This is a genomic window from Polynucleobacter necessarius (assembly GCF_900095215.1).
In the GTDB taxonomy this organism is placed as follows: Bacteria; Pseudomonadota; Gammaproteobacteria; order Burkholderiales; family Burkholderiaceae; genus Polynucleobacter; species Polynucleobacter necessarius_H.
In genome coordinates this window covers 1,429,782-1,442,667 of record NZ_LT606949.1, presented here as the reverse complement: position 1 = coordinate 1,442,667, position 12,886 = coordinate 1,429,782, and the positions used below count along the sequence as shown (strand labels likewise).

Here is a 12,886-nt window from a genome sequence, read left to right as displayed (position 1 = left end):
TGATGAGGAATTACCCTAACTATTTGATTTCTTTGAATTTTTTCAAAGCATAATCGATCCGTTGTTTTTTATTTAATAAAAATAGTTAGGAGCTGCTGATGTCAACATCAACTAAAGCAGCCCCAATGACCGCTGAAGAACGCAAAGTTATTTTTGCTTCCTCTTTAGGTGCGGTTTTTGAGTGGTACGACTTTTACTTGTACGGTTCACTTGCGGCAATTATTGCTAAGCAATTCTTCTCTGGTCTAGATGCAGGCTCTGCCTTCATTTTCGCTTTGTTAGCGTTTGCTGCTGGTTTCATCGTGCGCCCATTCGGCGCGTTGGTATTCGGTCGCTTAGGCGATTTGATTTGGCGTAAATACACTTTCTTGGTCACCATCCTTTTAATGGGTGGCGCAACCTTTATTGTGGGTATTCTGCCTAACTACGCAACTATCGGCGTTGCCGCCCAAGTAATCTTGATCGCATTACGTATGCTGCAAGGTTTGGCTTTGGATGGCGAGTACGGCGGTGCTGCTACTTATGTTGCAGAACACGCTCCTCATGGTCGTCGTGGTGCTTACACAGCTTGGATTCAAACAACTGCTACTTTGGGCTTGTTCCTTTCCTTGCTCGTGATTTTGTTCACACGTGAATTTACTGGTCCAGACTTTGATGTTTGGGGCTGGCGCGTTCCTTTCATCGTTTCTATCGCATTGTTGGCGATCTCTGTATGGATTCGTTTGTCCATGAATGAGTCTCCAGCTTTCAAGAAGATGAAAGAAGAAGGCAAATTATCTAAAGCTCCTTTGTCCGAGTCATTTGGTCAATGGAAGAACTTGAAGATTGTTATCTTGGCATTGTTTGGTCTGGTTGCAGGTCAGGCGGTGGTTTGGTACACAGGTCAGTTCTACGCTTTGTTCTACCGCACACAGGTGTTGAAAGTAGATCCTAAGACTGCAAACTTGTTGATTGCTGCTTCATTGGTAATCGGCACACCATTCTTCGTGATCTTCGGTAGCTTGTCTGACAAGATCGGCCGTAAAGTGATCATCATGGGCGGTTTGTTATTGGCTGTAATTACTTACATCCCGAACACTACAGTTTCCGTGTTTAACGCTTGGACACACTACGCTAACCCAGCGTTGGAAAAGGCAATGGCAACTTCACCAGCAACTATTACTGCTGACGTGAATGAATGTACATTCCAGTCAACCCAACTGGTACGGCGAAGTGCATGAGTGCTTGCGATATCGCAAAACAAGTGATGGCATCTAACTCTGCTAGCTACAGAACGATTCCTGGCCCTGCGTGTGGTTTGGCTGTTGTGAAGATCGGTGATGCAGAAATCACTGGCTACACACCAGTAGGCATGGACCCAGCAGCTGCTACAGCAAAAGATGCTGAGTTCAAGAAGTAAATTCGTGACGCATTGAACGCGGCTGGTTACCCAGCTAAGGCTGATCCAGCTGGCGTGCACTACGTTGCTGGATTGCTCTTGTTGGTGTACTTGGTGATCTTGGTCACCATGGTTTATGGCCCAATGCCGCGATGTTGGTTGAGATGTTCCCAACCCGCATTCGTTACACCTCTATGTCCTTGCCATACCATATTGGTAACAGCTGGTTCGGTGGCTTGTTGCCAACGATCTCCTTCGCCTTGGTTGCGCAAAACGGTAACATTTACTACGGTCTCTGGTACCCCATCATCATCGCTGCGATGACATTGGTAATCGGTACACTGTTTGTACGTGAAACCAAAGACGTAGATATCTACGCACGTGACTAAGCAGTTTTAGTTCGCATCAAATCAGAAACCCGATCAGAAATGGTCGGGTTTTTTATTCCCACAAATCTTTTTGATTGCGGTTGTTTAAGAGTTTTTGATTTTGATGGGTACTCGATACTTCTCTTCCGCCAGGGATGAAAGTGATTTCGGCGCCAGCCGTCAATACCCCGGTTTTTTTAGAACACGCAGATACCAGCCACTAAAGCCAGATTGCAGCATCGTTTTACCAGCGCCTTTATGGCCAACTGCGGCGTTGAATTTAAAACAAGGCTCACGTAGCTTGACCACAGCGAACTCAAGGTCACCAATGATTAATTTGTCGCCAACAAAGACATCAGTTTCCACTAAGCCCTCGATAGTGAGGTTTTCGCCGATAGCGCCATGTTGCAGGCTAACTGGCACTTTGGTTTCTCTACTGAGTAGTTCATTCCAAAAGGCGTAATGTTCAGCGGTATAAACATAGACGGCTTTTTCTATTCCGACATGAACAGATAAGTCAGCTTGCTCGTCACCCTTGACGCCAAGGACTGTAATATCAACTTGAGCGGTATTTTCTAAAGTGCTTACTACTTTCTTGCGGATAGCTGAAGTGACCGATTTGTAGTTGGGATGGTGATTACCAAGTAGCGGAGCCACGTTTCCTGCGGAGATGGATATAAGACGCATAAGGGTAAATGACTGACAAGATCAAACGATAAATCAAAGAGAGTAAATCATGCGCTTTTATAGATTGCTTATCGCAACATTGCTTGTACTGATTCTTAATCCAGTAGCTTACGCCAAATGGGATGAAGAGCGAGATATGACGACCAATGGCAAAGAAGAGCTGATCTACACTACTATAAGACTAACGAGCAGGGCCAAAAGCTGATGCTGGACAAATATGTAAAACGCCTCATTTTTATACGTCCTGACAAGTTTTATAAGCGTTCTATAAGGCAAATCAAGATTGATGGGGTACCAGTGGATGTTACTAGTGATCCCTTTTCTCGCTATCCAGAGCAGACGGCCATTGTTTTTGATAACAAGGATGAAGTCTTAAAAAAACTCTTTCTAGCTAAAAAGATCGAATTTAATGTTTTGTATGGCCGCGAAGAGGCTGTCAGCGCTTTCCCAATTAAATAAGCGCGCAACGATGTTTTAGGGATGAGCCCCGCTTACTGTATAAGGTTTTTCTGGGTAAAAGTGTTCTGGTGTATAGCTTGGAGTGGGCGGCGATGAAGTCATTGCTTTATCGCCTGCTGATTCAATGGTTGGGGTCAAATTGGGTAAAGAAAAAGAAGCTACCGAGCATAAAATGATTCAATCCATCATCGAGGGAAAATATGATGATGTATGGGTTGATGCTACTTTGAAGCAAAAAGCGCGCAAGTATTGGTAATACCAATATTTTGTTATGAAGCAGCAAGTGTAGCTATAGTTTTCCTATTTTGACGCCGCCTTTGAGCGGTTTTTAAGTTACAAGATGCAGTATGAAATTTAAGGAATGGCCATGGGTGGCACTTCACAGTGGGAACGATTAAAGGTTGAATTAACAGAGGCTTTAAGAGACTCTGTGCATTTTGATGTGGCGCACCAGGCGGTATACGCATCCGAAGCATCGAATTATCGTCAGATCCCAATTGGCGTAGTTACACCGCGCAATATCGAAGAGTGAGTAAAGGGCGTAGAAATTTGCCAGCGCAATCAAGCGGCAATGCTCATGCGCGGTGCTGGCACTTCAATGAATGGTCAAACCGTTAACCACCCCGTGGTGTTTGATATTTCCAAGTATTGCAATCACATTCTTTCTTTAGATCCTAAGGCGGGTCATGCTGTAGTAGAGCCTGGCGTAGTTTGTGATTCACTCAGAGATGCTGCAGAAGTGCATGGTTTGACATTTGCACCAGACCCATCTACACATAGCCGTTGCACACCGGGTGGCATGGTTGGTAATAATTCTTGTGGCGCTCATTCTGTGACGGCAGGAAAGACACTTGAGAATACTGAGGCGCTGGAAATTCTGACTTATGACGGCGAGCGTTTTTGGGTCGGCCCAACATCCGATCAAGCGCTAGAAGAAATCATTACTGCTGGCGGTAGAAAAGGGCCGATCTACAAAGATCTATTGAGTTTGCGTAATCGTTATGCTGGTTTAATTCGCACCCGCTTTCCTAATATCAAGCGAAGAGTTTCTGAGTACAACCTGGATCAGTTGTTGCCAGAAAATGGATTTAATGTTGCTCGGGCATTGGTCGGTACCGAAGGTACCTGTGCGCTCACCTTATCTGCAAAGATGCGACTGGTAAAGAGTCCTGCAAAACGGGTTGTGTTGGCTTTAGGGTGTGAAGACATTTATGTTACTGGTGATGCTGTACCAGAGTATCAATCATTTAATCCCCTGGCGATTGAAGGTCTTGATTACAAAAGCATTCGGGGTTTGCAAGCAAGAAACTTAGCAAAAGCAGAAATTGATTTATTGCCAGCTGGTAATGCTTGGGTTGTCGTAGAGTTTGGCGACGATATGCTAGAAGGCGCAATAGCCCAGGCGCAAAAGGCTGAATAATGCTTTAAGGCTAGGTCAAAGGGTCCCAAGCCATCGACCTGGGTTGTGCCAGATCCTCTAATGCAAAAACGTATTTGGTCCATTCCTGAGAATGGGGTATCTGCTACACATTTATCAATTGATCCAAACGCTCCTGATCCCGTAGTTGGATGGGAAGATGCTGCAGTTGATCCATCACGTCTAGGCGATTACTTACGAGCCTTCCAAGCTCTAATTGATTCTTATGGCTATGAGACTTCTCTTTATGGCCACTTTGGGGATGGTTGCGTACATACGCGGATTACTTTTAATTTACGTACTGCCGAAGGCATTGCTAAATTTAGATCTTTTATCCGTGACGCATCAATATTGGTTGCTTAGTATAGTGGCTCATTGACTGGTGAGCACGGTGACGGTCAAGCAATGGCAGAATTTTTGCCGATTATGTTTGGCGAAGAGCTAATGGAAGCTATGCGTGAGTTCAAGCGCATTTGGGATCCAGAAAATAGACTCAATCCTGGAAAAGCAATGAATCCCTATCGTGTCGATGAAAACCTGCGTATGGGTCCAGAGTACAAGGTAGTCAATATGAATACCCGTTTGAATTTCTTAAGCCAAGAAGGTAATGGTTTCCAAAGAGCAGTAGAGCGTTGTGTAGGTATGGGTAAGTGTCGTAGCGAAAAAGCGGGCACGATGTGTCCAAGCTACCGCGCTACCAAAGAAGAGTGGTTCTCTACCCGTGGCCGTTCAAGACTCCTTTTGGGAGATGATTCAAGGCGAAGTCATTGGGGATGGCTGGGATAGCGAGGAGTTAAAAGAGGCGTTAGATACCTGCTTGGCTTGCAAGGGGTGCAAGAGCGATTGTCCTGCCCACGTAGATATGGCCTCATATAAGGCAGAGTTTTCATCGCACTATCACGAACAGAATCGTAGGCCGCGTCAAGCATTGACGATGGGGCGTATTGGGGATTGTGCTCCACTAGCCAGTAAATTTGCTTGGCTGATTCATGGTGTTATGCAAACCCCAGTTTTATCCAGTGTTGCCAAGTGGGTTGGAGGCGTGGCGCAAGAGCGCAGTCTGTCTGCCTTTGCTGATGAAACGTTTAGAAAGCAATTTGTAAAATCTCAACCGAAAAAAGTAGGGCAGAAGAAAGTCATGCTTTGGGTTGATACCTTCTGCGAGCATTTCCATCCAGAGGTCGCTCATGCTGCCGTAGAGGTACTTGCTCATGCGGGGTTTGAGACAATTTTACCTAAAGAGCCCTTGTGCTGTGGACGACCTCTTTATGTTTATGACTATGGCTGCTTGGATCTGGCAAAACAAAATCTACAAAAGATTTTGGATGTTATTGGCGATCAAATCAAAACGGGGGATGATTCTCCAATAGCAGTGGTCGGCTTAGAGCCCGGCTGTATTTTTTTAAAGATGAGCTCTTCTTTCCAAATGATCCGCGAGCACAGCCCTTGGCATCAAGCGCCTACTTGTTAGGCGATTTTTTGCATGAGCAGGGTTATAAGCCGCCAAAATTAAATGCCAATGTATTAGTGCATGGACATTGTCATCAAAAATCTTTTTTTGGAACTAAGGGCGATGTTGCACTATTAGCAGAGCTTGGAGTTCAAGCGAATTATATTGATAGCGGTTGCTGTGGCATGGCCGGTTCTTTTGGCTGTAATCCAGAGCATATTGAGATTTCCAAGGCGGCTGGTGAATTGGTCTTATTGCCAGCGGTACGTTTTGCAGATCAAGAAACCATTATTTTGACTAATGGTTTTAGTTGTAGAGAACAAATTGAGCAGGAGACGGGGCGAAAAGTAACGCATCTAGCGGAGTTATTGAATATAGCCATTAAGATCCAAAATTAATAGTTAAGTAGCATTGCTTTTAGACTTGGATTGGATGGCGTTTGCTTTCACCCGACTCAAATGCTGATGTCGTTTAAAACGACAATTTCTGTACATAAGATGTGTACCGTGGATTTGCCGCAAAAACACCGTTTTTCAGGGGAAGAAGAATCTAGGCGGCTCGAAATGGCTCTCAAGGCTAAATTACGATAAAATAATGAGTTCGGCGAATTAGCTCAGCTGGTTAGAGCGACGGAATCATAATCCGCAGGTCCGGGGTTCAAATCCCTGATTCGCCACCAAACCCAAAGGCCACTGCCCCTATAGCAGTGGCCTTTTTCATTGGATTTGGCCCTAATTGAGGGTGGCCTAGCTAAAAATCCGTAAATTCGGTTGAAAAGTCGCTTGCAAAGAGTACTGTTTTTATATACAGTAAATCCTAAGTTGTTACACAGAGTAGATAAAACTTCGGAAAAAAGCCCAGTACATAGCGGAAAGGGAATCAAAAATGGCCTTGGATGACAAAAGAAAATCAGCCTCTTCAGAATTTGAAGGAATGAGTGGAGACAAGCAAAAAGCATTAACAGCCGCACTGGCGCAAATTGAGAAGCAATTTGGTAAAGGCTCAATCATGCGCTTGGGCGATGCTGAAATTGGTCAAGATATTCAAGTGGTATCTAGCGGTTCACTCGGATTAGATATCGCTCTTGGGGTTGGCGGTCTTGCGCGTGGTCGCGTCATTGAAATCTACGGCCCAGAATCTTCCGGTAAAACAACACTCACATTGCATGCGATTGCAGAGATGCAAAAGCTCGGCGGCACTTGCGCATTTATTGATGCCGAACATGCTTTAGATGTTCAGTACGCTGGCAAGCTTGGTGTCGACGTTCATAATCTGTTGATCTCTCAACCAGACACTGGTGAGCAAGCATTAGAAATTGCTGACGCACTCGTGCGCTCAGGCTCTATTGATTTAATTGTGATTGACTCTGTCGCAGCCTTAGTACCTAAGGCCGAGATCGAGGGCGATATGGGTGATTCATTGCCTGGCTTACAGGCTCGTTTGATGAGCCAAGCTTTGCGTAAGTTGACTGGCGCAATCAAGCGCACCAATACCACTGTGATCTTTATTAACCAGATTCGCATGAAGATTGGTGTGATGTTTGGTTCACCAGAAACCACTACTGGCGGTAATGCTCTGAAGTTCTACGCCTCTATGCGCTTAGACATTCGCCGTATTGGTAGCATCAAAAAAGGTGATGAGGTTTTTGGTAACGAAACTCGCGTGAAAGTGGTGAAGAACAAAGTTTCTCCTCCATTCCGCGAAGCCATCTTTGACATCATGTATGGCACTGGTATTTCTAGAGAAGGCGAAATCATTGATATGGGAGTTGAAGCTGATCTCGTAGAAAAGTCAGGATCTTGGTATAGCTATAACGGCGATCGCATTGGCCAAGGCAAAGACAATGTGCGCGAGTTCTTAAAAGAGAATCCAGCCATTGCTAAGGACATCGAAGCCAAAATTCGTGAGAAATTAGGTGTTAAGGTTGGCTCAGCAGTAGTCACTGATGTACTGAGCGAGGAAGAGGAAGTCGAATAATCGCGCTGAACACTCAATGTCAGAATTAAGTAGCAATAAGAAACCCAAAAAAAGCCCGAGTCTCAAAGCTCGGGCTTTGCGTCTTTTGTCTTTACGTGAATACAGTCGTAATGGGTTGGCAGTCAAGCTGGCTGAATCAGAGGCAAGGTGGAGTAAGTTGGGTGGCGATCAAGCTGAGCAAACGCCGGAATCTAGAAATGCTCAGATTGAGGCAGTTTTAGATGACTTTGAGGCCAGGGGTTGGTTGTCGGATGAGCGTTTTGCGGAAGCCTTGGTGCGTCGTCGTAGTGAGCGCTACGGGATGCGCAAGATTGCCGACGAGCTCGATAGGGCAGGAGTGGATTCCAATCAGTCGGCTAAGTTACTCGGAGATCTCAAAGAGACCGAATTTCAGCGTGTCTATGATCTTTGGGCGCGCAAATATGGCCAACGCGCCACAGAGCAGAAGGAGCGAGCGCGTCAATATCGATTCCTGGCTTCCAAAGGATTTGGGTCTGATGTTGTCGCCAAAGTCATTGGCGGCCAAACCTCCGATTAGGGCAATTACGGATCGGAAAACCTTATTTGCGGCGTTGCAGCATGATAGACTTACGGAGTCGGTCAAGCCGTTCGCATTTATTCAAATTTGGCATATTTAGCCAGTTCTAGAGTAAGTATGAGATTGTGGCGACATCGGTTTGACTAATCCTCATCGCTTGCTAAAAAAGATACCGTTTCGGAGTAATTATGAAAATTCACGAGTACCAAGGCAAAGAACTTCTTCGCCAATTCAATGTGCCTGTTCCTAACGGCATTCCCGCATTTAGTGTTGATGAGGCAGTGAAAGCTGCTGAGAAATTGGGTGGCCCAGTTTGGGTTGTAAAGGCGCAGATTCATGCAGGTGGTCGCGGTAAAAGCGGCGGCGTGAAATTGGCTAAAAGCATGGATGAAGTGAAGAAATACGCTTCTGAAATTTTGGGCATGCAGCTCAAGACGCATCAAACTGGACCAGAAGGGCAAAAAGTCAATCGCCTTCTCATCGAAGATGGCGCTGATATTAAAAAAGAGTACTACTTCAGTATCGTTACAGACCGTGGCACACAAAAGAATGTGATCATGGCTTCAAGCGAAGGCGGCATGGATATTGAGGCAGTGGCTGAAACTCATCCAGCAAAAATTATCAAGGTATTTGTTGATCCATTGGTTGGTTTGACAGATGCGGATTGCGACAGTGTTGCTAAAGGTATTGGCGTTCCTGAGGCGTCTATTCCAATGGCGCGTGATGTATTCAAAAACTTGTACAAGACTTACTGGGATACCGATGCTTCATTGGTTGAAATCAACCCATTGATTCTTGAAGGCAATGACAAGATCAAGGCATTGGACGCTAAGTTCAACTTTGATTCTAACGCATTATTCCGTCATCCAGAAATCGTTGCTTATCGTGATATCGATGAAGAAGATGCTGCTGAAATCGAAGCTTCTAAATTTGACCTTGCTTACATTTCTCTCGAAGGCAATATCGGCTGTTTAGTGAATGGCGCAGGCTTGGCGATGGCCACCATGGACACCATTAAGTTGTTCGGCGGAGAGCCAGCAAACTTCTTGGACGTTGGCGGCGGTGCTACAGCGGAAAAAGTAACCGAAGCATTCAAGATCATGTTGAAAAACAAGAGCGTTGAAGCGATTTTGGTAAATATTTTCGGCGGCATTATGCGTTGTGATGTGATTGCTGACGGTGTTGTTACTGCATGTAAAGTAGTCAACCTCACAGTACCTTTGGTTGTGCGTATGAAGGGTACAAACGAAGAGCTAGGCAAGAAGATTCTTGCTGACTCTGGTTTGCCAATTATTAGCGCCGATTCAATGGCTGAAGCCGCTACTAAGGTAGTTGCCGCTATTGCCAAAAACCAATAATCCAGGAATTTCAATATGTCTATTTTGATTAATAAAAACACCAAAGTCATTACACAAGGTATTACTGGTAAGACCGGTCAGTTCCATACTGAAAAATGTCAGGAATACGCAAACGGTAAAAACTGTTTTGTTGCCGGTGTAAATCCTAAAAAAGCAGGCGAGTCTATTTTTAACATTCCAATTTATGCGACTGTTAAAGAGGCTGCTCAGCAAACTGGCGCTACTACTTCTGTTATTTATGTTCCGCCTCCAGGTGCTGCTGCTGCGATTTGGGAAGCGGTTGAAGCTGATCTCGACTTCGTTATCTGTATTACTGAAGGCATTCCAGTGCGCGACATGCTTGAAGTGCGCAACAAGATGTATGCGAAAGAAGCGGCTGGCGGCAAGAAGACTTTATTGCTTGGTCCTAACTGCCCAGGCATTATTACTCCTGACGAAATCAAGATTGGCATCATGCCTGGCCACATTCATAAGAAGGGTCGTATTGGCGTAGTTAGCCGTTCCGGTACTTTGACTTATGAAGCAGTGGGTCAATTGACTGCGATTGGATTGGGTCAGTCCACAGCGGTAGGTATCGGTGGTGATCCAATCAATGGTTTGAAGCATATCGACATCATGAGAATGTTCAACGAAGATCCAGACACTGATGCAGTGATCATGATCGGTGAAATCGGTGGTCCAGACGAGGCTGAAGCGGCTCGGTGGTGCAAAGACAATATGAAGAAGCCAGTTGTTGGCTTTATTGCTGGCGTAACAGCCCCTCCAGGCAAACGTATGGGTCACGCAGGCGCATTGATTTCTGGTGGTGCTGATACTGCGGATGCCAAGCTTGCCGTTATGGAAGAGTGTGGCTTTAAGGTAACAAAGAACCCATCAGAAATGGCTGCTTTATTGAAAGCCATGTTGTAATTAGTGGCAGGGAAAAGGACGATGATAAAACAGCATCCTTTTTGCGGTATCTAGCAGTCAAAAATAAAACATCAAAAACGTAGGAGACATCATGGATTTTTTAGTATTTTCAGGGCCAGCATTTTGGGCTGCTCTTTTATCAATTATCGTAGCCAATATTCTGTTATCAGGCGATAACGCCGTAGTGATTGCGCTTGCGTCACGCAATTTGCCGCCAGCCCAACAAAAGAAAGCGATCTTTTGGGGTAGTGCTGCAGCGATTATCTTGCGCGTAGTTCTCACGATCACCGCGGTTCAGCTATTAACCCTGCCGTATCTCAAGATTATTGGTGCTATTTTGCTTCTCTATATCGGCATTCAGCTTTTGGCGGATAGTGGCGAAGAAGAGGGTATGCATGCTCACCCAAATATTTTGGGTGCGATTCGCACTATCTTGGTAGCCGATTTGGTGATGAGTTTGGACAACGTTTTGGCTGTGGCAGCGGCAGCTCAAAAGGGTCCAGAAGAAACTCGCTTGGTATTGTTGATCATTGGCTTGGGTTTATCTATTCCATTGATTATTTTCGGTAGCGCCATGCTTTTGAAGGCAATGGATCGCTTCCCTATCATCATCACTCTCGGTGCTGGTTTGTTAGGCTTGCTTGCAGGCGGAATGTTGGTGGAAGATCCTGCAATTAAAGAGCCAGTACAGGCCGCGCTGGAAGATGCGCACATGATCTTTGAGGGTATTGGAGTCGCCATTGTGCTTCTGGTTGGTACATATCTTAAAAAGAAACAGCAAAAGAAAGAAGCGGCATAATTTCTCCGCATTAAATCAGATAAGCCGGCAGTCAAAGCCGGCTTTTTTGTGTTCCACTTCCTTGCGTGTGCTCTGCTGAACTTGAATCATGAGGCATTTCACGAGGAGGTTGAGAGGATGCAGAATCTGATCAAAGACATTCAAAGCGGAGAGCAAAATCAAGATGCGGGATTTACCTTGATTGAAGTGATGTTTGTCGTGGCCATCATTGGTATTTTGGTTGCTATAGCGGTACCGCAATATCAAGACTATATTGCGCGAAGTCGTGTAGTAGATGGCATGAATTTATCCTCTAGCGCTAAGCTGACAGTAACCGAGGCATTTGCCAGCAGGGGAACGGTGCCGATGGATGATGCAACCCATGGATCTTTTACGTTTACACCTACTCGCAGCGTCAAGCTAATTGAAATTACACCCTCGGTAGCTATCGCGATTGATTATCAAATGAGTGTCGCCCCAGATGGCAAGAACACCTTGCATCTAGTCCCAACAAATGAGCCTGATGCCAACGTTCCCAAGCCACTAGACCTATCAAAGTCTGAAGGTTCCACATGGGCTGGTCGATGGTCTTGCAGATCCACGGAAACGAATTTGATTTCTCAGTTGTTGCCTTCAGAATGTAGGATAGGAAAATAATCCACTACCCGCCCCAGGGCCGCTTTTGTATAGTAGAACTTATGAAAAAGATATTTCTGAAGTATTGCCTGGCCGCTTTACTTATATTGTTATTGGGCTTTAGCTGGAGCGCTGAGCTTGCTTTAAGCGCATGCAATATTGAAGTAAAGACGGCTCCAGTTGGCGGTGGCACGATTGAATATCTACAGGCGGGTAATGGCGCACCTATTCTTTTATTGCATGGTCTTTTTGCGCAGAAAGAGCAATGGTCAGAGCTTGCATGTCAACTATCTGCAGCCGGCTATCGTGATTGCTCCTGATTTGCCGGGATATGGAAAGAGTACGCATTTTCCAATCGTTGATTACAAATTAGAAAATCAAGCTGGAATACTGCATCAATTTACAAATGCTTTGCATATTCAAAAATTAGACCTAGCTGGAAGCTCGATGGCAGGCGCTATTGCGAGTATATATGCTCGAATGCATCGTTCTCAGGTGCGCTCGCTTGCATTTATCGGGGCACCTCTAGTGGTTGGTGATTGGAGTACCCAGGTCAAGAGCGCACTCTATCAGGGTATAAACCCGTTCATCCCTATCTCGGTCGATCAGTTAAATCTAGAAATGCAGTTATTGTTTTATAAGCCGCCAGTTTTGTCAGAGGCCGTCCAACAGGGGTTAATTGCCGACTATCAAAAGGCTAATCGTCACTATCAGCAAGTGTGGGACATCGTTAACTTGTATATGAATGAGATTGAAATAAATTCCTGTTCACCGATTCCGGCACTCATCATGTTGGGAAGAGAGGATAGCATTTTTGAAGTCGAGGATATACGGAAGTTGCAACAAAAATATCCTAAAAAAACCGTCACTACATTGTAGAAAAAGCAGGTCATTTACTCATGCTTGAAGAAGCAAAAGAAGTGGCGACCGC

General features: G+C 45.2%; 11 protein-coding genes, 1 tRNA gene and 2 pseudogenes. 13 read left to right on the top strand and 1 reads right to left on the bottom strand.

Features of this window, described 5'->3' with window-relative positions; genetic code table 11:
• Window positions 1–98 precede the first annotated feature (98 nt).
• Window positions 99–1,767: pseudogene (locus DXE35_RS07790) on the top strand (MFS transporter).
• 159 nt (window positions 1,768–1,926) lie between these two features.
• Here DXE35_RS07790 and DXE35_RS07785 read toward each other — a convergent pair.
• Window positions 1,927–2,403 carry an MOSC domain-containing protein gene (locus tag DXE35_RS07785; protein ID WP_197714023.1) on the bottom strand — a complete coding sequence of 159 codons (477 nt, stop codon included), beginning with the start codon at window positions 2,401–2,403 and terminating at the stop codon, window positions 1,927–1,929.
• A gap of 234 nt (window positions 2,404–2,637) precedes the next feature.
• On the opposite strand from DXE35_RS07785, the gene DXE35_RS09860 reads away from it, so the two are divergent.
• The 12 genes and pseudogenes from DXE35_RS09860 (at window position 2,638) to DXE35_RS07735 (ending at window position 12,834) form a co-directional block, all read left to right on the top strand.
• On the top strand, window positions 2,638–2,892 hold the full coding sequence (locus DXE35_RS09860) for a hypothetical protein (RefSeq protein WP_197714022.1): 255 nt from the start codon (window positions 2,638–2,640) through the stop codon (window positions 2,890–2,892).
• Between the two features lie 82 nt (window positions 2,893–2,974).
• A complete protein-coding gene (locus tag DXE35_RS09335) occupies window positions 2,975–3,148 on the top strand; it encodes an RraA family protein (protein ID WP_162785005.1) in 174 nt (57 codons plus the stop codon).
• Between the two features lie 105 nt (window positions 3,149–3,253).
• Window positions 3,254–6,157: pseudogene (locus tag DXE35_RS07775) on the top strand (FAD-binding and (Fe-S)-binding domain-containing protein).
• Window positions 6,158–6,361: 204 nt separating this feature from the next.
• A tRNA-Met gene (locus tag DXE35_RS07770) sits at window positions 6,362–6,438 on the top strand.
• Between the two features lie 206 nt (window positions 6,439–6,644).
• Window positions 6,645–7,736 carry a recombinase RecA gene (gene recA / locus DXE35_RS07765; protein WP_114690127.1) on the top strand — a complete coding sequence of 364 codons (1,092 nt, stop codon included), beginning with the start codon at window positions 6,645–6,647 and terminating at the stop codon, window positions 7,734–7,736.
• A 16-nt stretch (window positions 7,737–7,752) separates the two neighbouring features.
• Window positions 7,753–8,274 carry a recombination regulator RecX gene (gene recX / locus DXE35_RS07760; protein WP_114690126.1) on the top strand — a complete coding sequence of 174 codons (522 nt, stop codon included), beginning with the start codon at window positions 7,753–7,755 and terminating at the stop codon, window positions 8,272–8,274.
• 188 nt (window positions 8,275–8,462) lie between these two features.
• Entirely contained in the window at window positions 8,463–9,632 is a 1,170-nt protein-coding gene (sucC, locus tag DXE35_RS07755; RefSeq protein WP_114690125.1) for an ADP-forming succinate--CoA ligase subunit beta, read from the top strand.
• Between the two features lie 15 nt (window positions 9,633–9,647).
• Window positions 9,648–10,541, top strand: coding sequence for a succinate--CoA ligase subunit alpha (gene sucD, locus DXE35_RS07750; RefSeq protein ID WP_114690124.1), 894 nt, complete (start codon window positions 9,648–9,650; stop codon window positions 10,539–10,541).
• Window positions 10,542–10,632: 91 nt separating this feature from the next.
• Window positions 10,633–11,340: a TerC family protein gene (locus DXE35_RS07745; RefSeq protein WP_114690123.1), complete on the top strand. Its 708-nt coding sequence runs from the start codon at window positions 10,633–10,635 to the stop codon at window positions 11,338–11,340.
• Between the two features lie 117 nt (window positions 11,341–11,457).
• Window positions 11,458–11,976, top strand: coding sequence for a pilin (locus tag DXE35_RS07740; RefSeq protein ID WP_114690122.1), 519 nt, complete (start codon window positions 11,458–11,460; stop codon window positions 11,974–11,976).
• 41 nt (window positions 11,977–12,017) lie between these two features.
• A complete protein-coding gene (locus tag DXE35_RS09330) occupies window positions 12,018–12,275 on the top strand; it encodes an alpha/beta fold hydrolase (RefSeq protein WP_162785004.1) in 258 nt (85 codons plus the stop codon).
• The gene (locus tag DXE35_RS07735) at window positions 12,262–12,834 is read left to right on the top strand and encodes an alpha/beta fold hydrolase (protein ID WP_162785003.1); all 573 of its coding nucleotides are present in this window, start codon (window positions 12,262–12,264) and stop codon (window positions 12,832–12,834) included. The genes DXE35_RS09330 and DXE35_RS07735 overlap by 14 nt, the downstream gene beginning before the upstream one ends.
• Window positions 12,835–12,886 lie beyond the last annotated feature (52 nt).

Coding starts and splice junctions, on each gene's coding strand:
- DXE35_RS09330 (WP_162785004.1), top strand. CDS start 12,018: ATGAAAAAGATATTTCTGAAGTATTGCCTGGCCGCTTTACTTATATTG.
- recA (WP_114690127.1), top strand. CDS start 6,645: ATGGCCTTGGATGACAAAAGAAAATCAGCCTCTTCAGAATTTGAAGGA.
- sucD (WP_114690124.1), top strand. CDS start 9,648: ATGTCTATTTTGATTAATAAAAACACCAAAGTCATTACACAAGGTATT.
- DXE35_RS09860 (WP_197714022.1), top strand. CDS start 2,638: ATGCTGGACAAATATGTAAAACGCCTCATTTTTATACGTCCTGACAAG.
- DXE35_RS07745 (WP_114690123.1), top strand. CDS start 10,633: ATGGATTTTTTAGTATTTTCAGGGCCAGCATTTTGGGCTGCTCTTTTA.
- recX (WP_114690126.1), top strand. CDS start 7,753: ATGTCAGAATTAAGTAGCAATAAGAAACCCAAAAAAAGCCCGAGTCTC.
- DXE35_RS07740 (WP_114690122.1), top strand. CDS start 11,458: ATGCAGAATCTGATCAAAGACATTCAAAGCGGAGAGCAAAATCAAGAT.
- sucC (WP_114690125.1), top strand. CDS start 8,463: ATGAAAATTCACGAGTACCAAGGCAAAGAACTTCTTCGCCAATTCAAT.